Genomic DNA, 24,410 nt, shown 5'->3' on the forward strand with positions numbered 1-24,410 from the left:
GTTACCCTTATTTATTCGTGACCTGTTTGCCTTTCGGGCTCAGAAAGCCCTCCAGCACCACCAGCGCCGCACCAATGCAGATTCCGCAGTCGGCAATGTTAAAGGTGGCGAAGTGCCAGTCACCGACATAGAAGTCGATAAAGTCGACCACAAAGCCGTGCCAGGCACGATCAAACAGGTTACCCAGCGCCCCGCCAATAATCAGCGCGTAGGCAATGTTGGTTAATTTATTGCTGGCGCGATTGCGGTACATCATCACCAGCAGCGACACCACAATGGCGATGGCGATACCGGCAAAGAACCAGCGCTGCCAGCCGCCTTTGTCTGCCAGGAAGCTGAACGCCGCGCCATAGTTGTGCGCGTAGAACAGGTTCAGGAACGGCATCAGCGGCTGAGTTTCATGCAGCATCATGTTGTTCATGACCCACTGCTTGCTGGCAAAATCGACCACGATCACCACCAGCACCAGCCATACCCAGCGCAGTCCGGTTGAGCACAGTTTACTCATCAGGCAAATTTCCGCACTTCACCGTTTCCGGCTACGTTGGTGTAGCAACGTCCACACACCGCAGCATGCTCCGGATTCTGGCCGACGTCAGTAGTGTAATGCCAGCAGCGCGGACATTTCTCGCCTTCTGCTTTATGCAGCGCGATTTTCAGACCTTTTAACAGCTCGCTCTGCTGCGCTTCGTCGCTGGCCGTCACGTAATCCGCCACGGTCGCGCCCGAGGTCAGCAGCACGAAACGCAGCTCATCGCCCAGCGCCTGCAGCTTCGCCGCCAGTTCCGGATCGGCGTACAGCGTGACGGTGGCTTCGAGTGCACCGCCGATGCGCTTGTCGCTGCGCGCCTGCTCGATCACCTTATTCACTTCACCGCGCACTTTCAGCAGTTCTGCCCAGTAAGCATCATTCAGCGCTTCATCCTGCGCCAGACCAAACAGGCCCTGATACCACTCTTCGGTGAACACGTACTGTGGACGCTCGCCAGGCAGATAGCCCCAGATCTCATCCGCGGTGAACGACATGATCGGCGCCATCCAGCGCACCAGCGCTTCAGCGATATGCCACAGCGCGGTCTGGCAGCTGCGACGCGCCAGGCTGTCGCCCTTCGCGGTGTACTGACGATCTTTGATCACGTCGAGGTAGAACGAGCCCATCTCGATGGAGCAGAAGTGCATCAGACGCTGCACCACTTCGTGGAAATCGTAGTTCTCGTACGACTGCACAATGTCCTGCTGTGCCGCCAGCGCACGGCCTACGGCCCAGCGATCCACCACTACCATCTCTTCCGGGCTGACGCAGTCGGTCGCCGGGTTGAAGCCTGCAAGGTTCGCCAACAGGAAGCGCGCGGTGTTACGGATACGGCGATAGCTGTCGGCGGCCCGTTTCAGGATTTCGTCGGATACGGCCATCTCACCGGAATAGTCGGTCGAGGCCACCCACAGACGCAGAATATCCGCGCCCAGCTTGTCCATCACATCCTGCGGTGCCACGGTGTTGCCGATTGATTTCGACATTTTGCGGCCCTGACCGTCGACGGTGAAGCCGTGGGTCAGTACCTGACGGTAAGGCGCTTTGCCTTTCATCGCCGTGGAGATCATCAGCGACGACATGAACCAGCCGCGATGCTGATCCGAGCCTTCCAGATACATATCCGGTGCGTGCCCGTCAAATTCCGGACGCGCATCCACCACCGAGAAGCTGGTCGATCCGGAGTCAAACCAGACGTCGAGGGTATCCGGCACTTTGACGTAGTGATCGGCGTCATCGCCCATCAGATCGCGCGGATCGAGATCCCACCACGCCTGAATACCGTCCTGCTCGACACGCTGCGCCACTTTCTCCATCAGCTCCAGCGTATCCGGGTGCAGCTGCTCGCTCTCTTTATGGACGAACAGCGCCATCGGCACGCCCCAGGTGCGCTGACGCGAGATGCACCAATCCGGACGGTTAGCGACCATCGCTTCGATACGCGCCTGGCCCCAGTCCGGGATCCACTGCACACCTTTGATCTCTTTCAGCGACTGCGCACGCAGGCCTTTCTGATCCATGCTGATAAACCACTGCGGCGTAGCCCGGAAGATGATTGGCGTTTTATGACGCCAGCAGTGCGGATAGCTGTGCAGCAGTTTTTCCACGTGCAGCAGCGCACCTTTCTCCTGCAGCAGCGCAACGATCATGTCGTTGGCTTTAAATACGTTAACGCCATCCAGGGTTGGATAGGTGCCCGGCAGATACGCGCCGTCCGGCCCGACCGGGTTAGCGGTTTCGATGCCGTATTTCTGGCCGATCACATAGTCATCCGGACCGTGGCCTGGCGCGGTGTGCACCGCACCGGTACCGGCGTCCAGCGTGACGTGCTCGCCCAGCACCACTTTCGACTGGATCTGCTCAAGGAACGGATGCTGGAACAGCTGCAGCTCCAGCGCGGCGCCTTTGCATTCGCCCAGCACCTGCCACTCGCTGATGCCTGCGCGTTTCAGCACCGATTCCACCAGATCTTTCGCGAGGATCAGGCTGCGGCCGGCAATCTGTACCAGCTGGTAGTCGAACTCCGGATGCAGCGAGATGGCGCGGTTTGCCGGCATGGTCCACGGCGTGGTGGTCCAGATAACCAGTGAAACCGGGCCTTCTGACGCAGCAACGCCAAACTTCGCGCGTACCGCATCGGCGTCCAGCGCGTTAAACATCACGTCGATAGAAGGTGAGGTTTTGTCGTAATACTCCACTTCCGCTTCCGCCAGCGCGGAACGGCAGTCCATGCACCAGTGCACCGGCTTAGCGCCTTTGTGCAGATGGCCATTACCGATGATCTTGCCCAGCGCGCGAATGATGTTGGCTTCGGTCTGGAAATTCATGGTCAGATAAGGACGATCCCAGTCACCGAGCACGCCAAGGCGGATGAAGTCCTTCTTCTGGCCTTCAACCTGCTCCGCCGCGTAGTTGCGGCAGGCTGCGCGAAATTCAGCCGCGCTGACTTTCTCGCCTGGCTTGCCGATCATCTGCTCAACTTTGTGCTCAATCGGTAAGCCGTGGCAGTCCCAGCCGGGAACATACGGCGAGTCAAAGCCCGCCATGCCTTTCGACTTAACGATAATATCTTTCAGAATCTTGTTAACTGAGTGACCAATATGAATGCTGCCGTTCGCATACGGAGGGCCATCATGCAGGATAAAGGTTTTTTTCCCTTTTTTGGCTGCGCGGATGATGCCGTACAGGTTGTCATCATACCAACGTTGCAGCATTCCCGGTTCGCGTTTGGCCAGATCGCCACGCATCGGGAACCCCGTTTCCGGCAAATTCAGGGTAGATTTATAGTCACTCATCAGATTCTCGGTTCCGTATTTCGGTCATTAAACCGGTGTTTTTAGCCCAAAAAATTGGCGGGCCGTCACCACATCTTTCGCAATTTGTTCTTTCAGCGCGTCCAGCGAAGCGAAACGCTGTTCGTCGCGAATCTTCTGCTTCAGCACCACCTCAATGTGGCGCCCATAAAGATTCATATGTGTGTCGAGCAGGTGAACTTCAAGCTGCTGACGCAGACCTTTTACCGTCGGGCGCGTACCAATGTTTGCCACGCCGGGAATCGGCTGCTCGCCCAGCCCCAGCACTTCAACCGCAAAGACACCTTTTACCGGCGTCACGGTGCGTCGAAGCGGGAGATTGGCGGTCGGGAAACCAATGGTGCGTCCCAGTGCATCACCGTGCACCACGCGGCCAGAAATACTGAACGGATGACCGAGCAGCTGCTGCGCCTGAGCAAAATCGTCCTGCGCCAGCGCCTGACGTACCGCCGTACTGCTGATACGTTTGCCGCCATCACAATAGGTCTGGGTGCTGATGACCTCAAAGCCATACTCCGCACCGGCTTTCTGTAATAACAGGAAATCCCCCTGGCGACCAGCGCCAAAGCGGAAATCATCCCCCACTGCGAGGAATTTCACATTGAGCTTGTCGACCAGCAGTTCGCTGATAAAGCTTTGTGCTGAGTGTGCCGCAAAACGGCGATCGAAGCGCACGCACACCACGGCGTCAACGCCTGCCAGTGCGAGGTACTTGAGCTTTTCACGCAGACGCGTCAGGCGCGCCGGCGCTTTGTCGCCGGCAAACAGCTCCAGCGGCTGTGGCTCAAACAGCATCACCACCACCGGCAGGTTGCGTTTACGTCCTTCGGCAATTAACTCCGCCATCAGCGCCTGGTGGCCGCGATGCACGCCGTCAAAATTACCAATGGTCAGGACGCAGCCGCGATGCTGCTCTTTCAGATTGTAAATACCGCGGATAAACTTCATGGCTGACTCAAACCGGTGGAAATCGGCGGATTATACCCTTGAATAGCGTTCAGGTTAACCCGTCTGCGTGCCTTTCCTGCGCCTGATTCAGCGTCAGGCGCCCGCTGGCTGGCGGCTCCGGCCCCATCACAACAATTTTGTTGCGAAATACTGTATTCAGCGCGGTGTTGCTGGTAGAATCTTGCGCCATCAATTACGTAAGCGGGTGTCGTGGTTAAAACGACGCTTTATTGCACAAATCCATTGACAAAAGAAGGCGCAAAAGGCATAGTCCTCGGCCTTTGATTTGTCCATATAGAACACATTTGGGAGTTGGACCTTGGCTAATATCAAATCAGCTAAGAAACGCGCCGTAACATCTGAGAAACGTCGCAAGCATAACGCGAGCAATCGTTCTATGATGCGTACTTTCATCAAGAAAGTATACGCGGCTATCGCAACCGGCGACAAAGCTGCTGCGCAGAACGCATTCAACGAAATGCAACCAATCGTGGACCGTCAGGCTGCTAAAGGTCTGATCCACAAAAACAAAGCTGCACGTCATAAAGCAAACCTGACTGCTCAGATCAACAAACTGGCTTAATCGCCGTCTGTTTATCGCTTTGTTAAAAGAACCGGCGCTTCGCCGGTTTTTTTATGCCTGCGATCCGTGGCTGAACAGCGCGCTGAAGTCGCGATGGCAAATGCGCTGCACCGCCGGATGCTGAATCATGCGCCCGGCAAAAATAACGTGATACTCCTCCATCACCGTCTCCAGCCTGCCGATCTCGCGCACGCTATCGTCACGATAGACATCATCCCCGTACAGCGTCGGTGCGACAAAGATCGCATTATTCTGCGCGCCAAACGCCTTCATCAGCGCCGCATCATCAAATTCACCGAGAATCTCAACCTGTAACCCCTGGCTGTGGATCCAGTTCAGCAGCTTGCGCCCCAGCATCGAACGCCGGCCGGGCAACAGCAGGCGCCGCTGCTCCAGACAGGCCGGAAACGGCAGCTCAGGCAGTGGCGCATTACACCAGAAGCTAACCGGACATTCGCCGAGCTTGACCGAAAACAGCCCGGCCTGCTGGGTTGAATCTATCGGGCAGTCGGAGAGGATCATATCCAGCTTATGCTGGCTGAGCTGCTCCAGCAGCATTTCATGCGTTGATTCAAAGCAGCGCAGCTGAATTTTCTCGCCGGCCATCACCACCGTTTCCAGCACCTTGCTCACCAGCTGTTTTGACAGCGCATCCGCCACGCCAACATCAAACAGCAGATGCGACTCCTTGCGGTAGTTAACGATATCGAGCATTTCCTGGCTGAGCATAAACATGCGATCGGCATAGCGGAACACCAGCTGCCCCAGCTCGGTGGGCACCAGGCCGCGCCCCTGACGGCGAAACAGCACGCCATTCAGCTGCTCTTCCAGCGCCTTGATCTGGCCGGTCACGGTTTGCGGCGTCAGGCACAAGACTTCAGCGGCGCGCACCACCGAACCGGTTTTGCACACCTGCCAGAAGTAATAGAGATGATTAAAATTGAGCTGATTCATACGATAAAGGAGGCTTGCGCCTCCCCTTATTAGCGCAGTTTGATGCGCAGCAGCGTGTAACCAATCACCGCCGACAGCAGCGAACCGCTAAGAATGCCCAGTTTCGAGAACGTCACCAGCTGTTCATGCGCGGCGTCAAACGCCAGCGAGCTGATGAAAATCGACATGGTAAAGCCGATGCCGCACAGCACGCCGATTGCCATGATATCGCGAATAGTGGTACTGCCTGGCAGCGCCGCCAGCCGCATCTTCACCGCCAGCCAGCAGAACAGCGTAATGCCCAGCGGTTTACCAATCAGCAGACCCAGGATGATGCCGAGCGGCTCCGGCGACAGCACATCGCCAAAGGTGATGCCGCTGAGTGAAATACCGGCGTTGGCGAACGCGAACAGCGGCAGGATCAGCCAGTTGACCCACGGCATCAGGCCATGCGCCAGGTGCTCAGCCGGTGAGTGACCCTCTTTCTCCTCCAGCGGTACGAAGAAGCCCACCACGACGCCCGCCAGCGTGGCGTGCACGCCGGACTTCAGCACCGCGGTCCACAGCACCACGCCTACCAGCATATACACTGCGATGTTGCGCACACCGCAGCGATTGAGGATCGCCAGCAGCACGATAGCGCCGCCCGCCACGCTCAGCGACAGCACTGACAGATCGCTGGTATAGAACAGCGCAATAATCACGATGGCACCGAGGTCATCAATGATCGCCAGCGCCATCAGGAACACTTTCAGCGCCGCCGGTACCCGGCTGCCGAGCAGCGCCAGCACGCCGAGCGCAAAGGCGATATCGGTGGCCGTGGGAATTGCCCAGCCGTTGCGGGCTACCTCGTTATCATGATTGAACAGCAGGAAAATGAGCGCCGGGGCAACCATGCCGCCCAGCGCTGCAATCACCGGAAAGATCGCGCGATCGCGGCTGGCCAGCTCGCCGCTGATCAGTTCGCGCTTCACTTCGAGGCCAATCAGCAGAAAGAACAGCGCCATCAGCGCATCGTTAATCCACAGCAGCAGGTTTTTGCTGATATCCAGCGCGCCGAAGCGAATCTGTACCGGCTCCGCCAGCAGGTTTTGATAGCCCTGCGCGGTGGCGGCATTATTGGCCAGCACCATCGCCGCCACCGCCGCCAGAATCAGCACCATGCCGTTGCTGGCGTCACTTTCGATAAAGCTTTTCAGCAAGCTTCGAATACTACGGGGTTTGTTCACAACTCCTCCTGAGCAGAGACATTTGGTGGAGAAGTTTAGCCGCTGAAACACCTCGTTAAAAGCAGCTTATTTCTCGTTTATTGCTCGGGATTTTCGAGTTATTTGCCAGGCCGGGCGTATTGCAGCGGAGGGAGGGGCTGAAAGCGGACGGACGCAATACGGCGCTGGTCGCTAAGCAGGTAGCGCGCCGTCAGGCCTGGTGGTTAGTGCAGGTCAGCAGCGTCACGTCATCCGTACGCTGCTGTGGCAGCGCATTATCGCCGGCAATCTCATGCTGGGCGCAGTGAGGCTGATGCGGATGCAGACCGCCTGGCGGCGAGAAAGGCTCAGCCATCTGGGCACTTGCCAGCGCGGAAAACGCCACAAGCGCTGTTGAAAGTAACAACGGTAGAAGTCGCATAATTTTTTGTCTTTTCACTATAACGGTCCGGAATGGACCAGGCATGCAGGTGATAATCCAGCCTGAGAGGTGGCAAACAGTGTTTTCCACGGTCAGTCAGGTTTCAGTGAAGGATTTTACGCCACTCAGGCGCAGGAATTTATAAAATCGTGCGGTTTATCACAGTTTACCGCACGATTTATGCATTATCCGACTTTGACCGGAATGTAAAAGGTGCCCTGCAGCAGATCCGGCGTGCTGTAGCGGAGATCGAGCTTAATCAGGTCCTTGCCCGGCCGCCGCGCCACGCCGAGCGCAGGCAGATGGTTGTAGTACACCTCTGCGGTGAACGCATTGATCTCTTCCGGCGCGCCGTGCCAGTCAATCTCCGCATACAGTCCGCTTTCACCAGTCCAGTTCTGTACATTGCCGGTCAGCACGTCGGCGTACTGGCTCTCCAGCGCCTGGAACAGGCTGATATGCTGCTGATCGCTGGAGTTAACCCCCGGGCTGAACTGGAAACCCAGCCAGCCGCGCTGCACATGCTGGCCGGCGAAGGCGATGAAATCACGCGTATGCTGCGCCACCACGTGATTGTGGTGGTCAATGTATTCGCCGAAGCGGCACTCCCACTCAATCACTTCTCCGCACAGCTTCAGCTCCGGCTTCTCTGCCAGGCGCGCACTCACCCACTGCCGCTGGGTTGAGATGCGGCTGTGGAAGTCTTTCATCTGCATCTCAGGAATGCGGCGATAAGCGCCTGGCGTCATGGCGAAGTGGCTTTTAAACACCCGGGTAAAGTTTTGCTGATTATCAAAGCCAAACCGCACGGCGATATCGATAAGCGGCATGCTGGTCAGGCGCAGCGCCATGGCAGAGAGCGTCAGACGACGTTTGCGCGTGTACGAGGCCAGCGTCTGGCCGGTCATCTCTTTAAACATGCGCTGCATGTGCCACTTGGAGTAACCGGATTTCAGGGTAATCAGATCGATGTTGAGCTCGTCGGTCAGATTGGCCTCGATCCAGTCCACCAGATCGTTGATGTACTGTTTTTTCAGATTCAGGCTGAGCATTTTTTTAATTGAATGGGTTGGGAAAGGCGGTGCTTTTGCGTAATCCGTCACATAAATATAACAAAATCGTATGGATAACGTAAGGAAGAGTAAAGACAGCGAGACGCGAAAAGCATTAATTGCTTAGGTAACTAACCTTTTATCGTCTTAACGGCATCGCATCATTGAGCAGTGATTTGCCTGCGCATAGCGGTGCGCATTAATGCGCCCCCTGTAAATCGTATCCGCAGGGGCGCTATTAATGGCGACCAAATGCTGGTCAATCTGATGGGCCGACACATGATCGGTGCGCATCAATGCGCACCCTGTGAAAATCGTGCATCACCTTGCAGGGTCGCCATTTATGGCGACCGATAATGCCGGGCAGGCGTGCCTGCCCTCATCGACCACTCAGTGCGAACGCATGCCCGCTGCCGTCATCATCATACGAAACAGTGATGCCACCACGCCCAGTGCCAGCACGCTTGCGCCGTAGATGATTACTAACCACAGCACGCGCTTCCACCAGGGGGCTTTCGTTTCAGTGGGGTTGCTCATATTGCTGACCTCGGTTTGCATCTCAGTGGTATCCTTCGTCGGCTTTGATTTTTCCGCGGAACACGTAGTAACTCCAGAAGGTATAACCCAGAATCACCGGAATAATCAGTAAGCTACCGACCAGCATAAAGGCCTGACTCTGCGGCGGTGACGCGGCGTCCCAGATGGTGATCGACGGCGGAATAATGTGCGGCCACACGCTAATACCAAGGCCGGAGAAGCCGAGAAACACCAGCGCCAGCGTCAGCAGGAACGGCGAGTAGTGCGCCTCACGCTTAATGGCGCGCACGATGCCCCACGAACACAGCAGCACCAGCACCGGCACCGGCAGGAACCAGAACAGGTTAGGACGGCTGAACCAGCGGTGCGCAATCGCATCGTGGGTGAACGGCGTCCACAGGCTGATAATGCCGACAATCAGCAGCAGCGCGATCACCAGCGGCGTCGCCAGCGCGGACATCTTACGGTGCAGTTCATGCTCGGTTTTCATGATCAGCCAGGTACAGCCCAGCAGCGCGTACGCCACCACCAGACCGACGCCGCAGAACAGCGGGAACGGCGCCAGCCAGTCCAGCGCCGAGCCGGCAAACTCGCGCCCTTTCACCGGGAAGCCGTCGATAATCGCACCGACCGCAACGCCCTGACTGAAGGTCGCCAGCAGTGAACCGGCGATAAATGATTTATCCCAGAACGCGCGGTGTTCTTCCGTGGCCTTAAAGCGGAACTCAAACGCCACGCCACGGAAAATCAGGCCAATCAGCATCGCGGTGAGCGGAATAGCCAGCGCATCGGCAATCACCGAATAGGCCAGCGGGAACGCACCGTACAGACCGGCACCGCCCAGCACCAGCCAGGTTTCGTTGCCATCCCAGACCGGCGCAACGGTATTCACCATCATGTCGCGCTCAACTGCATCTTTGTTGAACGGGAACAGGATACCGATGCCAAGATCGAAGCCATCCATCACGATATACATCAGGGTGGCGAACACGATAATGGCGAACCAGATAATGGAGAAATCGATCATTTATTTACCCTCCTGCGGTTCGTTCAGACTCTCATGGGCCGCAGAAAGCGGACGCGCAGGTGTTTTATCCTGCCCCGGACCACCGTGGCGCACATCTTTACCCTCGCCGGTCAGCGGACCTTTCTTGATCAGGCGCATCATGTAAACGTAGCCGACACCAAACACCGACGAATAGACGAGGATGAAGGCCAGCAGGCTGATGCTCATATGCAAATCACCATGCGCCGACACCGCATCAATGGTGCGCTGCACGCCGTACACCACCCATGGCTGACGACCAATTTCCGTGGTAAACCAGCCGGCAAGAATGGCGATCAGGCCGGATGGGCCCATCAGCAGGGCGAACCACAGGAACGGCCGGGAGTTATACAGCCGCTTTTTGTAGCGCAGCCACAGGCTCAGCACACCGAGGGTGATCATCAGCAGGCCCATCGCCACCATGACGCGGAACGACCAGAAGATCACCAGCGAATTCGGACGGTCCTCTTTCGGGAAGCTCTTCAGCGCCGGGACCTGTTTGTCCAGGCTGTGGGTCAAAATCAGGCTGCCGAGGTACGGCACTTCCAGCGCATATTTGGTGCGTTCTTCATCCATATCCGGAATACCGAACAGAATCAGCGGCGTCGCTTCTCCCGGCGGGTTTTCCCAGTGGCCTTCAATCGCTGCAATTTTTGCCGGCTGATGCTCAAGGGTATTCAGGCCGTGCGCATCGCCGATCATCGCCTGAATCGGCGCTACGATCAGTGCCATCCACAGTGCCATGGAGAACATTTTGCGGATTGCCGGGTTATCGTTACCGCGCAGCAGATGCCACGCGCCAGACGCGCCAACAAAGAAGGCACTGGCGAGGAAGGCCGCCACCGACATATGGAACAGGCGGTACGGGAACGACGGGTTGAAGACAATCTTAAACCAGTCCTGCGGCACCACGATGCCATTCTCAATGATGTAGCCCTGCGGGGTATGCATCCAGCTGTTGGACGCGAGGATCCAGAAGGTTGAGATGATGGTGCCGAGCGCAACCATGCACGTGGCAAAGAAGTGCAGGCCCGGCCCAACGCGGTTCCAGCCAAACAGCATCACGCCGAGGAAGCCCGCTTCAAGGAAGAAGGCGGTGAGCACTTCATACGTCAGCAGCGGACCGGTAATACTGCCGGCAAACTGCGAGAAACCACTCCAGTTGGTACCAAACTGATACGCCATCACCAGTCCGGACACCACGCCCATACCGAAGTTAACGGCAAAGACTTTGGACCAGAAGTGGTAGAGATCGCGATAGGTCTCGTTACGGGTTTTCAGCCACATGCCTTCGAGCACCGCCAGGAAACTGGCGAGACCGATGGTGATGGCCGGGAAAATAATATGGAAGGAAACAGTAAAGGCGAACTGAATCCTGGCCAGGTGGAAGGCATCTAATCCAAACATTGCTTACCTCTTTGCCACAAGATTGCACCGAATTTTTACTTATAATTAACAAGTTTGACGCACAAGATTATTATTTCGTGACGTCGGAAGAGATTCACGCCAATTGTAAGGCAAGCGGCGAGAACAAAAAGAAACAGTGGGAATGGCTAAAACTATAACAGTATTTTTTGATTTCGATCATTGTTTTCACCAGAAACTACTTGTTTAAAATCACTAAGTTAAGGTTAAAGCCCGTGATTTATTGTGACAATCTTGTTATTAAGCAGAGCGAGAGAAAAAGGCGTTAATCTGGTAACTGGCTAATTTAGCTGTTAATTACTGCGCAAGACAAAACGGCACAGGACCGCACCGTCACGTTACGCTGTAAAATTTCCTGCACAGTAGCCAGAAAGAAACTTTGTTAATTAAAAGATAATTTTTATAGACCAAAAAGAAATTAATTTGCTGCCTTTCGGTGACATTCTGTGAGCCATCGCGCATTAACCCGCTGGGGCATGGCATTTGCCAGCGGCGTCAGGCTGTGCTTTGTTAAAGCAGCACAGTCCGGTTAATCAGCGAAGGAGAGGTTATGACCCGTCTTACCGCCCAGGATTTTCCCCAGGAACTGCTTGAGCTTTATGACTACTATGCGCACGGTCGCATCAGCAAGCGCGAGTTTCTCTCGCTGGCCGCGAAGTTCACCATCGCTGGCATGACCGGAGCCACCCTGCTCAGCGCCATGAGCCCCAATTATGCGCTGGCAGAGCAGGTGTCGTTTACCGATCCTGATATCAACGCCGAATACATTCACTACCCGTCGCCCCAGGGACATGGCGAGGTACGCGCTTATCGGGTGCGCCCGACTCACGCCAGCGGCAAGTTGGGTGCCGTGGTGGTGGTACACGAGAATCGCGGCCTGAATCCTTACATTGAAGACGTGGCGAGACGGGTCGCCAAAGCGGGCTATGTCGCGCTGGCGCCGGATGGCTTAAGCTCGCAGGGCGGCTATCCGGGCAATGATGAAGAGGGCCGTGCGATGCAGGCCAAAGTCGACCCGACCAAACTGATGAACGATTTCTTCGCGGCGGTCGATTTCCTGATGCAGCATCCCGAGGGGAACGGCAAGGTCGGCATCACCGGCTTCTGTTATGGCGGCGGCGTAGCAAATGCGGCGGCAGTGGCGTTTCCTGAGCTGGCCTGCGCCGTGCCGTTCTACGGCCGCCAGCCAAAAGCGGAAGATGTGGCGCGCATTCAGGCGCCGCTGCTGCTGCACTATGCCGCGCTGGATAAAGGCATCAACGAAGGCTGGCCAGCCTATGAAGCCGCTCTGCAAGCCAGCCACAAAACCTATGAGGCGTATATTTATCCCGGCGTGAATCACGGCTTTCACAACGACTCAACGCCACGCTATGACAAAGCTGCCGCCGAACTGGCATGGGGTCGCACACTCGGCTGGTTTGGGAAATATTTGCACGCCTGAGCCTGGCGCGCCGCGACGGCACTCACGCTGTCTGCGGCGCTTTAATGATGCGGTGGACATTGCTTTCCAGCCAGTCGGCGAGGCCGATGACCTGCCCTTCCACCTCATGGCCCAGCGCCGTCAGCCGGTACTCCACGTGCGGCGGCACCACTTCATAAGCGATACGCTCAATGAAGCCATCCTCTTCCATGTAGCGCAGCGTCTGCGCCAGCATGCGTTCACTGATGCCACCAATCCGGCGGCGCAGTTCGCTGAAGCGCAGCGTCTCAGCACGCAGCGCCAGTAACACCAGCACACTCCAGCGGCTGGTAATCCGTTTTAACACTTCACGTGACGGGCAGTTCACATTGAGCAATTCACCACGGGAAAATTTATCACTCAGGTTTTCAGCCATTTACATCACTCCGCTCAAACTAACAAATCTGTAAGTACTTACTAAAAGTTAGTTTATCTCGTAGGCTGTTTCCATACCAGTTCAACCTGAGGAAAAACACCATGATTGCGATTACCGGAGCCACTGGCCAACTGGGCCGTTTAGTGATTAATGCCTTGCTGAAGAAAGTACCGGCCAGCGAGATCATCGCGGTAGTACGTTCACCGGAAAAGGCGCAGGACCTGCAGGCGCTCGGCGTCGCGCTGCGTACCGCAGATTACAACCAGCCACAGACGCTGCAAGGCGCCTTTGCCGGCGTGCAGAAAGTGCTGCTGATCTCCTCCAGCGAAGTGGGCCAGCGCGAAGCCCAGCACCGGGCGGTGATTGATGCCGCCAAAGCGGCAGGCGTGTCATTTATCGCGTATACCAGTCTGCTGCATGCCGATACCTCGCCGCTGGGTCTGGGCGTCGAACACCGCGCCACCGAAGCGCTGCTGCAGGCTTCAGGCATCCCTTATGCCCTGCTGCGTAACGGCTGGTACAGCGAAAACTATGCGGCCAGCATCGCACCGGCGTTAGCGCATCATGCCTTTATCGGCGCGGCGGGCAACGGGCGCATCGCGTCGGCGGCGCGCGAGGATTATGCTGCCGCGGCGGCAGAGGTGATCAGCCGTGACGATCAGGCCGGCAAAGTGTACGAACTGGCCGGCGATGACAGCTATACGCTGGCAGAATTCAGTGCGGAGATCGCCCGCCAGTCCGGCGAACAGGTGGAGTACGTTAACCTGCCGCCTGCGGAATTCAGCGCGGCGCTGATCGGAGCCGGTTTACCCGCGCCGCTGGCCGAACTGCTGGCGGATTCAGACGCCGGTGCCGCTCAGGGTGCCCTGTTCGACGACAGCCACACGCTCAGCAAACTCATTGGCCGCCCGACCACACCGTTCGCCGCGGTAATTAAGGCCATGCTGGCAAAGTAAGGCGCTGATGGCGCCCTCACCTGCGGTGAAATCCGGGGTGAGGGCGACGAAAAGCCCTCTTTTCCCCGTCTCGTTTGCCATCAAATGATCAACCTCTTCCCGCTTTTTTGCCGTCATCACTGACGATTTTCTTATTTACAGATAATTCTGCTCATTTATTTAAAGCTTCATCTGAAACACTGCTTTCAATTCCTGAAATATAGGGCGTTGTATTCGCTGAAAAAAGCCTTAAATAGCCGATCAATCGACAAGATTTATTACGTTCATAGATATTTCGCATTGTTGTCTCATCGGGTCAGAGATCTATAATTTGTCCTTTGAGCAACCAGGCAATTTCAGGAGGCCGCTATTAATACTAACCACCAGCAACGTCAAGCTTTCGGAGAACACGAAGCCCATGCTGATCTGGGGTATCAATACGATCCTCACGAGTTTATCCGCGAAGGTATGCAGGATTCGGAGCCGGAACCCGAGCTGATCGAAGGCCTGCCTGCGCCTGATGCGCTGACGCCTGCCGATCGCTATCTGGAGCTGTTTGAGCACGTGCAGACGTCACGTATTTTTGCCGACAGTAAAACGTTTCCGGACTGCGCGCCTAAATTCGATCCTCTGGATATTCTAATCCGCTATCGCCGCCGCAAACGCTCGGCGGAGTTCGACCTGGAAAAATTTGTCCACGAGCATTTTTATTTACCGCAGGTCAATGAGAGTTTTTATGTTTCCAATCCGGATAAAACCCTGACGGAACATATTGACGATCTGTGGCCAGTGTTAACCAAAATGCCGCAGCAGCATTTACCGCATTCGTCGCTGCTGCCGCTGCCGAAGCCTTACGTGGTGCCCGGCGGACGTTTTGGTGAAACGTATTACTGGGACTCCTACTTCAGCATGCTGGGACTGGCCGAAGCGGGCCGCGACGATCTGCTGCGTCATATGGCGGATAACTTCGCCTGGCTGATTGATAACTACGGTCACGTGCCAAATGGCAACCGTACCTATTACCTCAGCCGCTCGCAGCCGCCGGTGTTCGCGCTGATGGTCGAGTTGTTTGAAGAGGACGGCATTCGCGGCGCGAAGCGCTACCTTGACCAGCTGATGAAAGAGTATCAGTTCTGGATGGACGGAGCCGGCGAGCTGATGCCGCATCAGGCCTATCGTCACGTGGTGCGTATGCCGGATGGTTCGCTGCTCAACCGCTACTGGGACGATCGCGACACGCCGCGCGATGAATCGTGGATGGAAGATGTGGAAACCGCCAGCAAATCGCGTCGTCCGGCCAGCGAGGTTTATCGCGATCTGCGCGCCGGTGCCGCTTCCGGCTGGGATTACTCTTCGCGCTGGTTGCGCGATCCACAGCGTCTGGCCAGCATTCGCACCACCCAGTTTATTCCGGTGGATCTGAATGCGTTTCTCTACAAGCTGGAGCTGATGATCTCAACGCTGGCGCACGCGAAGGGCGAAGAACTCACCGGCCTGGCGTGGCAGAAGAAAGCGGATGCGCGCAAGCAGGCGATCCATCGCTATCTGTGGGACAACACTGCAGGCGTGTACCGCGACTACGACTGGCGTCGTGAACGCTTTGGTGCCTTTACCGCAGCGGCGGTGGTACCGCTGTTCCTGGGGCTGGCATCACCCGAACAGGCGCATCTGCAGGCGGTGGCGCTGCGCCAGCTGCTGCTGACGCAGGGCGGCCTTGTCACCTCCATGGTGGAGAGCGGCGAGCAGTGGGATAAACCCAACGGCTGGGCACCGCTACAGTGGATGGCGGTGGTCGGACTGAATAACTACGGTGAAGAGACGCTGGCAACCGAGATTGCGGTCAACTGGCTGACCACGGTGAAGAATTTCTATTCGCTGCACCACAAGCTGGTAGAGAAGTACGATATCAGCGGCGATCGCGCCCGCCCGGGCGGCGGCGGTGAGTATCCACTGCAGGACGGCTTCGGCTGGACCAACGGCGTCACCCGTCGCCTGCTGGCGATGTACGGGCATTTGCTGGCGGACTGACGCGGGACACTGCGGTCTGATGCGGGATGCTGCGGCCTGATGCCCTCACCCTGGCCCTCTCCCTGTACAGTGTACAGTCCGGGGACATGGCAGACAGGTGTTCGGGGACATAGTGAACACTTTTTAACATCCTTTACCCATGGTGATCGACTTTTTCTTCAGGTCGATCACCCCCACTTTTGTGCTGTACCACCACACCTCGTAATAACCGTCTTCCCCCGTCTCCTTCAGCCCCACACGCTCTCCCCTGAACGCCTTGCCCGCCTTCAGGCTGAGTCCTTTTACGCTCAGCTTCCCGCTGATATCCACCTTCCTGACCATCACGCCCTCGTCGTATTCCGGTGGCGCTACTCGCCCGCTGTACTGCCGCGATGAGGGCTGATAGCGCGACGCCGGCACCGCCATCTCCAGCGCCTCATGCGGGCGCTCGAGATTGTAGACCGTCCGCCAGTGGTCGAAGGCGCGCTGCAGCTCACCGCTGTCTGCGAACCACTTCCCCTGCAGCACTTCCGCCTTCAGGCTGCGGTGAAAGCGCTCCAGCTTGCCCTGCGTCTGCGGATGATACGGCCGCGAGTGTCCCACCCGGATGCCGTGGCGCATCAGCCACAGCTCCACTGCCGTCCAGGTGCCGGTGGTGTCGCCCCACGGCGAGCCGTTGTCCATCGTCATCCGGTCCGGCAGGCCGTAGCGCTCAAAGACGCTGACCAGCTGCTCCTGTACCGTCTCACGCCGTTCGTCAGCGCAGTGCACCAGGCACAGCGAGAACCGGGAGTGGTCGTCCAGCAGGGTAAGCGGGTGGCAGCGGCCGCCGCCAAAGGGAAAGTGGCCCTTAAAATCCATCTGCCAGAGCCGGTTCGGGGCCGCGTGCTCAAACCGGCCGGTGGCCGGGACGCCCGGCGCTGCGCCCGGCAGCAGGCCGTGGCGGGCCATCAGGTTGTGGACGGTGCTGAAGGCCGGCATGCCGTGCCCGCGGTCTTCGAGCCAGCGCTTAATCTTGCGGGCCCCCCAGTGCTGATGAAGCTCATGCGCCATACGCAGCAGCTCAGTGATGTCGTCAGATGAGCGGTTGGGTGAGTGACGGGGCGCGCGGGAGCGGTCCTGAAGGCCGGACGGTCCTTCCTCATCCCAGCGGCGAAGCCACTTGTAGCCGGTGGCGGGAGATATGCCGTAGCGGCGGCACAGCTCGCGGATGTTCGCCCCGTCTTGCGAGGCGAACAGAACAAACTCAGTACGTAATGACATGGTATCTCTCGCATCCCAGGGCATAAGCGACTCCATAAACGGGTTCTTATGCCTTAGTTGTAAGTGTCTACCATGTCCCCGAACAAGTGTTCACGATGTCCCCGGACTGTACACTCCCATCGGGAGAGGGAAACGCTGCCACATGTAACGAAAGAATCCACTGCTCGCTCGATCGGTCCCCTCTCCCGCGGGCGGGAGAGGGTTAGGGTGAGGGGAAAAACGCACTCCCCCTCAATTCCCCTGCAAAAACGCCAGCAGATCCGCATTCAGCTGGTCCTGATGCGTCACCGCAAAACCGTGCGGGCCGTTCTCATACACTTTCAGCTGCGAACCCGCAATCATCTCATGCACCAGCTTGCCGGTGGCTTCAAACGGCACCACCTGGTCGTTACTGCCGTGGATCACCAGCGTCGGCACATCCACTTTGGCAATATCCGCACGGAAATCCGTCTCAGAGAACGCGGTCACACAATCCAGTGTACCTTTTAGCGACGCCAGCAGCGCAATGTTCAGCGTCTGCGTCAGCACCCCATCGGAAACCGTCTGGCCCGCGTTGGTGCCGTAAAACGGCGTGGCGAACTCTTTGATAAACTGCGCACGATCCTTCAGCAAGCCCGCTTTGATCCCGTCAAACACCGCTGATTCCACCCCTTCCGGGTGATCGTCGGTTTTACCAAAAATCGGGGTGACGGCGCCCAGCAGCACCAGTCCTTTCACTTTCGCGGTACCATAACGACCGATGTAGCGCGACACATCCCCGCCGCCCATCGAGAAGCCCACCAGCGTCACCTCATCCAGCTGCAGGTGCTCGATCAGGCCGTGAATATCGTCGGCAAAAGTGTCGTAATCGTAGCCTTCCCACGGCTGATCGGAGCGACCAAAGCCGCGGCGGTCAAACGCGATGACGCGGTAGCCGCGCTCGGCAAGAAAGTTGAGCTGGCTGTCCCACATATCGGCATCCAGCGGCCAGCCGTGGCTGAACAGCACCGGCTGCCCCTTGCCCCAGTCTTTGAAGTACAGGTTTACGCCGTCTTTAGTCTTGAATGTGCTCATGTTTTTTCTCCGTTAGTCAGTGATGTTGTGTCTGGCAATCAAACTAGCGCGGGATGCTGGAAAAACCTAAAGCAGAGATTTTGACAACTTGTGCAAAGATTTTTGCTAAGCCCTGCCGTCAAAAATCCTTGTACAAGTTGGCCGATTTTTTCCGCTATCTCCTGACGGGCGAGCTTCGTATCGTGCTCTCATCGCACACTGACAGGAACAGCCTGATGAACCAGCCAAATCCACAAACAGCGCGCAGCGGCGCGTTTTCCCCTTTCGCCTACGGGCTTTTCGCCGTGATCTGGACCGCTTCGGTGCTCGGCAATACCGGTAGCTTTATCCGTGACGTCGCCAGCGCCTGGCTGATTACCGGACTGTCGGATAACCCAACCGCCGTCGCGCTGATGCAAACCGCCGCCACCCTGCCAGTGTTCCTGCTGGCGCTGCCGGCCGGCGTGCTGTCGGATATTGTTGACCGCCGCCGCCTGCTGATTGTGGTGCAGCTGCTGATGGCCAGCGTCAGCGGCACGCTACTGCTGCTGTCGCACAACCACTGGCTCACCGTTGAATGGCTGATCGGCCTGACCTTTGTCGGCGGCGTCGGCGCGGCGCTGTTCGGTCCGGCATGGCAGGCCATCGTGCCGGAGCTGGTACCCCGCCATGAGCTGAAAAATGCCGTCGCGCTCAACTCGCTGGGCATCAATATCGCCCGGGCGATTGGACCGGCTACCGGCGGCCTGCTGCTGGCAAGTTTAGGTGCTATGGCCGCTTACGGTGCCGATGTCGCCAGTTATTTTTTTGTCATCGCCGCGCTGCTGTGGTGGAAACGTCCGGCGAAAGCCGCTACCGCGCTGAATGAGCACTTCTTTGGTGCTTTCCGCGCCGGGCTGCGCTATGTGAAGGCCAGCCGCGAACTGCACCGCGTACTGTTGCGTGCCGCGCTGTATTTTGCCTTTGCCAGTGCCATCTGGGCGCTGCTGCCGCTGGTGGCGCGCACCATGCTGCACGGCACCGCAGGCTTTTACGGCTTGCTGCTCGGGGCCGTCGGTGCCGGTGCTATTGCCGGCGCGCTGCTGCTGCCGCGCCTGCGTGCCCGGCTGAGCCATGATGGACTGATGCTGCTCTCCGCCGTGCTCAGCGCGCTGGTCATGGTGGCGCTGGCGCTCAGTCCGCCGCAGTGGCTGGCGCTGCTGCTGATGCTGGTCCTGGGCACCGGCTGGATCATCGCGCTGACGACCCTCAACGGCGTGGCGCAGGCGGTGCTGCCCGACTGGGTGCGCGGTCGCGGGCTGGCGGTCTATCTGATGGTGTTCAACGGCACGCTGGCGGGTGGCAGTCTGGCCTGGGGGCTGATCGCCCAGCACATGGGTCTGGCGTCAACGCTGATGCTGGCCGGCGCGGCGCTGCTCATCACGGCGCTGCTGGCAAAACGGCTGGCACTGCCGGCGGGCGAAGCGGATCTGCAGCCGGCGCAGCACTGGGCTGAACCGGTGGTGAGTGATGCGGTGGATATCCGCCGTGGCGCCGTACTGATCCAGATTCGCTACCGTGTTCCCCAGGCCGATCGCGCCGCTTTCCAGCACGCCATGCACAAACTGGCGCAGGCGCGACGCCGTGACGGTGCCTATGCGTGGGGATTAATGGAGCAGACCGACGATGCCGGAGCGCTGCTGGAGTGGTTTATGGTGGAGTCATGGCAGGAGCATTTGCGTCAGCACCAGCGCGTCTCGCGCGCCGATGCTGAGTTACAGCAGGCGGTACTGCAGTTCCATCAGGGTGATGAACCCCCGCAGGTCAGCCATCATATTGCGCTGTGATCAGGCTGGCGCGTAGATGTCACTCAGGCCGGGCAGCGTCGGCAGGCGCTCGCGCCACCAGATAGCCGCGTTGCCGCAGGCGCTCTCATTCCACGCCAGATAGGCGATATCGCGCCGGCACTCGCTGTCCAGCTGGCGCGCCACCAGCGCACCGCTCGCCAGGTGCGGGCGCGCCAGGTAAAGCGGCAGATAACCACAGCCGAGCCCGGCAAGATGCGCCTGCAGTTTGGCCGGGAAATCATGCACGCTCAGCGTCTTCTGCTCATCCAGCACGCGTAAATCCATCCCGGCACCGTGGCGGGATGAATCATGCACCGTGACCGCGCGATACTGGCGAATCTGTTCGCGCAGCAGCGGTTCGGGCTCCGCCGCCAGCGGATGGTCAGGAGCGACAGCGAACACATACTCCAGCCAGCCCAGCGGCTGGCAGACAATCTCTTTGCGCGTGGCGGGTTCCTGGACCGCGCCAAAGACAATGTCCGCTTCGCCGTAGTGCAGCGCTTCCCAGCAGCCGGCCAGCACGTCCTGACGGAACTGCAGCTGGGTGTGCGGGTGCTGCTGATAAAATTCGTCAATCAGCGGCGTGAGGATGCTAAACGGCAGCGAAGCATCCACGCTGATGGTCAGCAGACTCTCCCAGCCGCTCTCCACGTAGCGCGCCTGCTGCTCCAGCTCGTTCACCGCACGCAGCAGCGTCCGCCCTTTTTCCAGCATCAGACGGCCGGTCGGCGTGAACGTGGCGCGATGGCCGGAGCGGTCGAGCAGCGTGATTTTTAAATCGCTCTCCATCTTCTGCACGGTATAGCTCAACGCCGACGCGGTTTTGAACAGTCGCGCGGCCGCAGCGGCAAAGGTGCCATGACGATCGAGCGCATCCAGAATCAGCAGCGCCTCCAGATTTAAACGCATTCCCTACCCTCCGTAAAAAAAGTTGAACGACAACGTAAAAACAATCCGTTATCAATAACTGCTGTCATTTCGTATTTTTTTCCTCATCGGCGCAAGCATTTTTAACCGCGCATTAACACGGTGGCTGAGGGCCGCTACGCTTAATTTAACGGAGAGAACAGAATGACGACCGCATCCCTGATTTTTACCAACGGTAAGTTTCACACCGTCGACCGCGCAAACCCGCTGGCCACCGCCGTAGCCATCAAAGACGGCAAGTTCCTCGCCGTAGGTAGCGAAGCGGACGTCATGCGCTTTGCCGGCAGCGACACGCAAATCATCGACGCCAAAGGGCACACTGGCATTCCCGGCCTGAACGATTCCCACCTGCATCTGATTCGCGGCGGCCTTAACTACAATCTTGAGCTGCGCTGGGAAGGCGTGCCGTCGCTAGCCGATGCGCTGCGTATGCTGCGCGATCAGGCACTGCGTACGCCGTCACCGCAGTGGGTGCGCGTGGTCGGGGGCTGGAGCGAGTTCCAGTTTGCTGAGCGCCGCATGCCGACGCTGGACGAAATCAACGCCGCCGCGCCCGATACGCCGGTCTTCATTCTGCATCTGTATGACCGCGCGCTGCTCAATCGCGCCGCGCTGAAAGTGGTGGGCTACACCAAAGAGACCCCCAACCCGCCGGGCGGCGAAATCCAGCGCGACAGCAATGGCAATCCGACCGGCATGCTGATCGCCCGTCCTAACGCCATGCTGCTGTACGCCACGCTGGCGAAAGGGCCAAAGCTGCCGCTGGAACAGCAGGTTAACTCGACGCGTCAGTTTATGCGCGAGCTGAACCGCCTCGGTCTGACCAGCGCCATCGACGCCGGCGGCGGCTTCCAGAATTACCCGGACGATTACGACGTGATCGCCGAACTGCACGCGAAAAAGCAGCTGACGGTACGCATCGCCTATAACCTGTTCACCCAGCGTCCCGGCCACGAGCTGGAAGACTTTGAGAAGTGGACCGATATGCTGAAGCCGGGCCAGGGCACCAATTTCCTGCGCCACAACGGTGCCGGTGAAATGCTGGTGTTCTCGGCGGCGGACTTCGAAGATTTCCTCGAACCGCGCCCGGATCTGGCACCCGGCATGGAAGATGAGCTGGAGCGCGTGGTGCGCCACCTGGTGGAGCATCGCTGGCCATTCCGCCTGCACGCCACCTATAACGAATCAATCAGCCGTATGCTGGATGTGTTTGAGAAGGTGAATCGCGACATTCCGTTCAATGGCCTGCACTGGTTCTTTGACCATGCGGAAACCATCACTGAAGCCAATATTGAGCGGATAAAAGCGCTCGGCGGCGGCCTGGCGGTGCAGCATCGCATGGCTTTCCAGGGAGAATACTTTGTCGATCGCTACGGTAAAGAGGCCGCGAAGCAGACGCCGCCGGTGGCGCGCATGCTGGAGGCCGGCGTGCCGGTCGGCCTCGGTACCGATGCCACCCGCGTCGCCAGCTATAACCCGTGGACCGCACTGTACTGGCTGGTTTCAGGCCGTACCGTCGGTGGGATGCAGCTGTACGATGACAACGCACGCATCGACCGTGAAACCGCACTGATGCTGTGGACCAAAGGCAGCGCCTGGTTCTCCAGCGAGCAGAGCGCCAAAGGTGAGATCAAAGTCGGCCAGCTGGCGGATCTGGTGCTGTTGTCGAAAGATTTCTTCAGCGTACCGGAAGAGGAGATCAAAGGCATTGAGTCGGTGCTGACGCTGGTGGATGGCAATGTGGTGTATGCCGCTGGCAGCTTCACGCCGCTGGCACCGCCGCCGGTGCCGGTGTTGCCGGAGTGGTCGCCGGTAGTTACCGTGCCTGGTCACTACCGCAGCGCCCCGCCACAGACCAGCGGCCGCGCCGCGCGGATGCCGCAGGTACACCAGTGCAGCGGCCCCTGCGGCGTGCACAGCCACGCTCATGATGTCGCGCGCCAGTCATCGGTGCCGGTGTCAGACAACAACGCGTTCTGGGGGGCGCTGGGCTGTTCCTGTTTTGCGTTTTAAGTGATCAAGGGGTGCGGGCGCTGGCCCTCACCCCATCGATATATTGCCTGCCAGGCCAAAGCCCTGCTTACCGTTCTTCTTGATCTGGTACATCGCGCCATCCGCCCGGGTCAGCGCGTCGTCGAAGCTGTCGCGCCGGTGTACCGGGGCGATACCGATCGAAGCACCAATCCGCGCATGACCATTGTCGATATCAAACGGCGTCAGCGCCGCATCCAGCACCGCCTGCGCCAGAATGCGCACCTTGGGGTAATCAATCAAAAACGGCAGCAGCAGCACGAACTCATCGCCGCCAAGCCGCCCGACGATGGCCTCTGACGGCAGCAAATCGCGGATGCGCTGGCTGAGCTGAATCAGCACCTCGTCACCGCTGCGATGGCCGAGCGTGTCATTGACGTGCTTGAAGTTGTCGAGGTCGATAAACGCCACGCACAGCGGCCCGGCGCGTTGCAGCTGACTAAAATGCGCCTGCAGCGCGTGGCGGTTGGGCAACGCGGTTAACGGGTCGTGATGCGCCAGCAGGGAGAGCTGGGCTTCGTAATTCTTCTCTTTGGTCATGTCGATATGGGTGCCGGTCACTTTGAGCGGATTACCCTGCTCGTCCCACTCGCTGACGCGGCCGCGATCCAGCACCCAGGTGATTTTGCCGTTCTTGCCGATCATACGGTGCAGCGCCTCGTAATAGGGCGCGCGTCCTTCAATATGATCGTAAAAGGCGCGCAGCACCTCATCGGCATCTTCCGGATGCAGGCACTCGCGCCAGGCATCAAAGCGCGCTTTGGTCTCTTTCGCCTGAAAGCCGAGCATCGCGCCCCAGCGCCGGTTAAAAATCACCAGCTTGCCGCTGGGAATATCCAGCTGCCACAGGCACAAGCCGGTGCCGTCCAGCGCCGCGTTCAGCTTATTACGCGCGTCGTGCGCCAGGCGCTTGAGGCGCGCATTGTGCTTTTTCAGGTTCTGAATCTGTTGGCGCAGCGCTTCTTCGGACATGGTTGATCGCTGGAGAGAAAATAAGGGCTATTTTGCCTGCACGATAGATTCTGTAAATAAAACAAATGAAAAGGCGATTAGCGTC

21 protein-coding genes are annotated in these 24,410 nt (G+C 58.3%); 6 read left to right on the forward strand and 15 right to left on the reverse strand.

Annotation, left to right across the window (positions count from 1 at the left end; all coding sequences use genetic code 11):
* Positions 1-7 precede the first annotated feature (7 nt).
* The 3 genes from lspA to ribF are packed head-to-tail and all read right to left on the reverse strand — an operon-like array spanning position 8 to position 4,293.
* Complete coding sequence (lspA, locus tag E7738_RS10985; protein ID WP_021507598.1) at positions 8-508, reverse strand: signal peptidase II; 501 nt, start codon at positions 506-508, stop codon at positions 8-10.
* The gene (gene ileS / locus E7738_RS10990) at positions 508-3,327 is read right to left on the reverse strand and encodes an isoleucine--tRNA ligase (protein WP_088516070.1); all 2,820 of its coding nucleotides are present in this window, start codon (positions 3,325-3,327) and stop codon (positions 508-510) included. Before ileS ends, lspA begins: the two co-directional genes overlap by 1 nt.
* Before the next feature lie 27 nt (positions 3,328-3,354).
* Entirely contained in the window at positions 3,355-4,293 is a 939-nt protein-coding gene (gene ribF, locus E7738_RS10995) for a bifunctional riboflavin kinase/FAD synthetase (protein WP_058774845.1), read from the reverse strand.
* Positions 4,294-4,612: 319 nt separating this feature from the next.
* On the opposite strand from ribF, the gene rpsT reads away from it, so the two are divergent.
* Positions 4,613-4,876: a 30S ribosomal protein S20 gene (gene rpsT, locus E7738_RS11000; protein ID WP_013507813.1), complete on the forward strand. Its 264-nt coding sequence runs from the start codon at positions 4,613-4,615 to the stop codon at positions 4,874-4,876.
* Positions 4,877-4,927: 51 nt separating this feature from the next.
* On the opposite strand, the gene nhaR is transcribed toward rpsT, so the two are convergent.
* The 7 genes from nhaR to E7738_RS11035 all read right to left on the reverse strand — a co-directional run bounded on the left by nhaR (position 4,928) and on the right by E7738_RS11035 (position 11,479).
* Positions 4,928-5,830 (reverse strand): transcriptional activator NhaR, encoded by a 903-nt coding sequence (gene nhaR / locus E7738_RS11005; RefSeq protein WP_104093991.1) that lies wholly within the window; start codon positions 5,828-5,830, stop codon positions 4,928-4,930.
* A 29-nt stretch (positions 5,831-5,859) separates the two neighbouring features.
* Complete coding sequence (nhaA, locus tag E7738_RS11010) at positions 5,860-7,038, reverse strand: Na+/H+ antiporter NhaA (RefSeq protein WP_104093990.1); 1,179 nt, start codon at positions 7,036-7,038, stop codon at positions 5,860-5,862.
* Positions 7,039-7,228: 190 nt separating this feature from the next.
* A complete protein-coding gene (locus E7738_RS11015) occupies positions 7,229-7,372 on the reverse strand; it encodes a hypothetical protein (RefSeq protein ID WP_164861030.1) in 144 nt (47 codons plus the stop codon).
* A gap of 251 nt (positions 7,373-7,623) precedes the next feature.
* On the reverse strand, positions 7,624-8,490 hold the full coding sequence (locus E7738_RS11020) for a helix-turn-helix domain-containing protein (RefSeq protein WP_058780419.1): 867 nt from the start codon (positions 8,488-8,490) through the stop codon (positions 7,624-7,626).
* A gap of 390 nt (positions 8,491-8,880) precedes the next feature.
* Entirely contained in the window at positions 8,881-9,048 is a 168-nt protein-coding gene (locus tag E7738_RS11025; protein WP_064511421.1) for a DUF2474 domain-containing protein, read from the reverse strand.
* 1 nt (position 9,049) lies between these two features.
* The gene (gene cydB, locus E7738_RS11030; protein WP_021507607.1) at positions 9,050-10,054 is read right to left on the reverse strand and encodes a cytochrome d ubiquinol oxidase subunit II; all 1,005 of its coding nucleotides are present in this window, start codon (positions 10,052-10,054) and stop codon (positions 9,050-9,052) included.
* Positions 10,055-11,479 carry a cytochrome ubiquinol oxidase subunit I gene (locus E7738_RS11035; RefSeq protein ID WP_021507608.1) on the reverse strand — a complete coding sequence of 475 codons (1,425 nt, stop codon included), beginning with the start codon at positions 11,477-11,479 and terminating at the stop codon, positions 10,055-10,057.
* Between the two features lie 568 nt (positions 11,480-12,047).
* Here E7738_RS11035 and yghX point away from each other — a divergent pair.
* Entirely contained in the window at positions 12,048-12,938 is an 891-nt protein-coding gene (yghX, locus tag E7738_RS11040) for a YghX family hydrolase (protein ID WP_104093989.1), read from the forward strand.
* A 22-nt stretch (positions 12,939-12,960) separates the two neighbouring features.
* Here yghX and E7738_RS11045 read toward each other — a convergent pair whose 3' ends face one another.
* The gene (locus E7738_RS11045; protein ID WP_021507610.1) at positions 12,961-13,332 is read right to left on the reverse strand and encodes a winged helix-turn-helix transcriptional regulator; all 372 of its coding nucleotides are present in this window, start codon (positions 13,330-13,332) and stop codon (positions 12,961-12,963) included.
* 101 nt (positions 13,333-13,433) lie between these two features.
* On the opposite strand from E7738_RS11045, the gene E7738_RS11050 reads away from it, so the two are divergent.
* Both E7738_RS11050 and treF read left to right on the forward strand, forming a co-directional pair.
* On the forward strand, positions 13,434-14,288 hold the full coding sequence (locus E7738_RS11050; protein WP_104093988.1) for an SDR family oxidoreductase: 855 nt from the start codon (positions 13,434-13,436) through the stop codon (positions 14,286-14,288).
* 348 nt (positions 14,289-14,636) lie between these two features.
* Entirely contained in the window at positions 14,637-16,295 is a 1,659-nt protein-coding gene (gene treF, locus E7738_RS11055; RefSeq protein ID WP_058759659.1) for an alpha,alpha-trehalase TreF, read from the forward strand.
* 123 nt (positions 16,296-16,418) lie between these two features.
* Here the strand turns inward: treF and E7738_RS11060 are convergent, their stop codons facing one another.
* Both E7738_RS11060 and E7738_RS11065 read right to left on the reverse strand, forming a co-directional pair.
* Complete coding sequence (locus E7738_RS11060) at positions 16,419-17,573, reverse strand: IS481 family transposase (RefSeq protein ID WP_394515624.1); 1,155 nt, start codon at positions 17,571-17,573, stop codon at positions 16,419-16,421.
* Positions 17,574-17,768: 195 nt separating this feature from the next.
* Positions 17,769-18,590 (reverse strand): alpha/beta fold hydrolase, encoded by an 822-nt coding sequence (locus E7738_RS11065; protein WP_010616452.1) that lies wholly within the window; start codon positions 18,588-18,590, stop codon positions 17,769-17,771.
* 215 nt (positions 18,591-18,805) lie between these two features.
* Between E7738_RS11065 and E7738_RS11070 the strand changes: the two genes are divergently transcribed.
* Positions 18,806-20,395, forward strand: coding sequence for an MFS transporter (locus E7738_RS11070; RefSeq protein ID WP_283342207.1), 1,590 nt, complete (start codon positions 18,806-18,808; stop codon positions 20,393-20,395).
* On the opposite strand, the gene E7738_RS11075 is transcribed toward E7738_RS11070, so the two are convergent.
* Positions 20,396-21,304 carry a LysR family transcriptional regulator gene (locus E7738_RS11075; protein ID WP_021507614.1) on the reverse strand — a complete coding sequence of 303 codons (909 nt, stop codon included), beginning with the start codon at positions 21,302-21,304 and terminating at the stop codon, positions 20,396-20,398.
* Between the two features lie 162 nt (positions 21,305-21,466).
* Here E7738_RS11075 and E7738_RS11080 point away from each other — a divergent pair, with 162 nt between their 5' ends.
* A complete protein-coding gene (locus E7738_RS11080) occupies positions 21,467-23,335 on the forward strand; it encodes an amidohydrolase (RefSeq protein WP_394515625.1) in 1,869 nt (622 codons plus the stop codon).
* Between the two features lie 27 nt (positions 23,336-23,362).
* On the opposite strand, the gene E7738_RS11085 is transcribed toward E7738_RS11080, so the two are convergent.
* A complete protein-coding gene (locus E7738_RS11085) occupies positions 23,363-24,325 on the reverse strand; it encodes a sensor domain-containing diguanylate cyclase (RefSeq protein WP_021507616.1) in 963 nt (320 codons plus the stop codon).
* Positions 24,326-24,410: the final 85 nt, after the last annotated feature.

The organism is Pantoea sp. SGAir0430, from assembly GCF_043549295.1.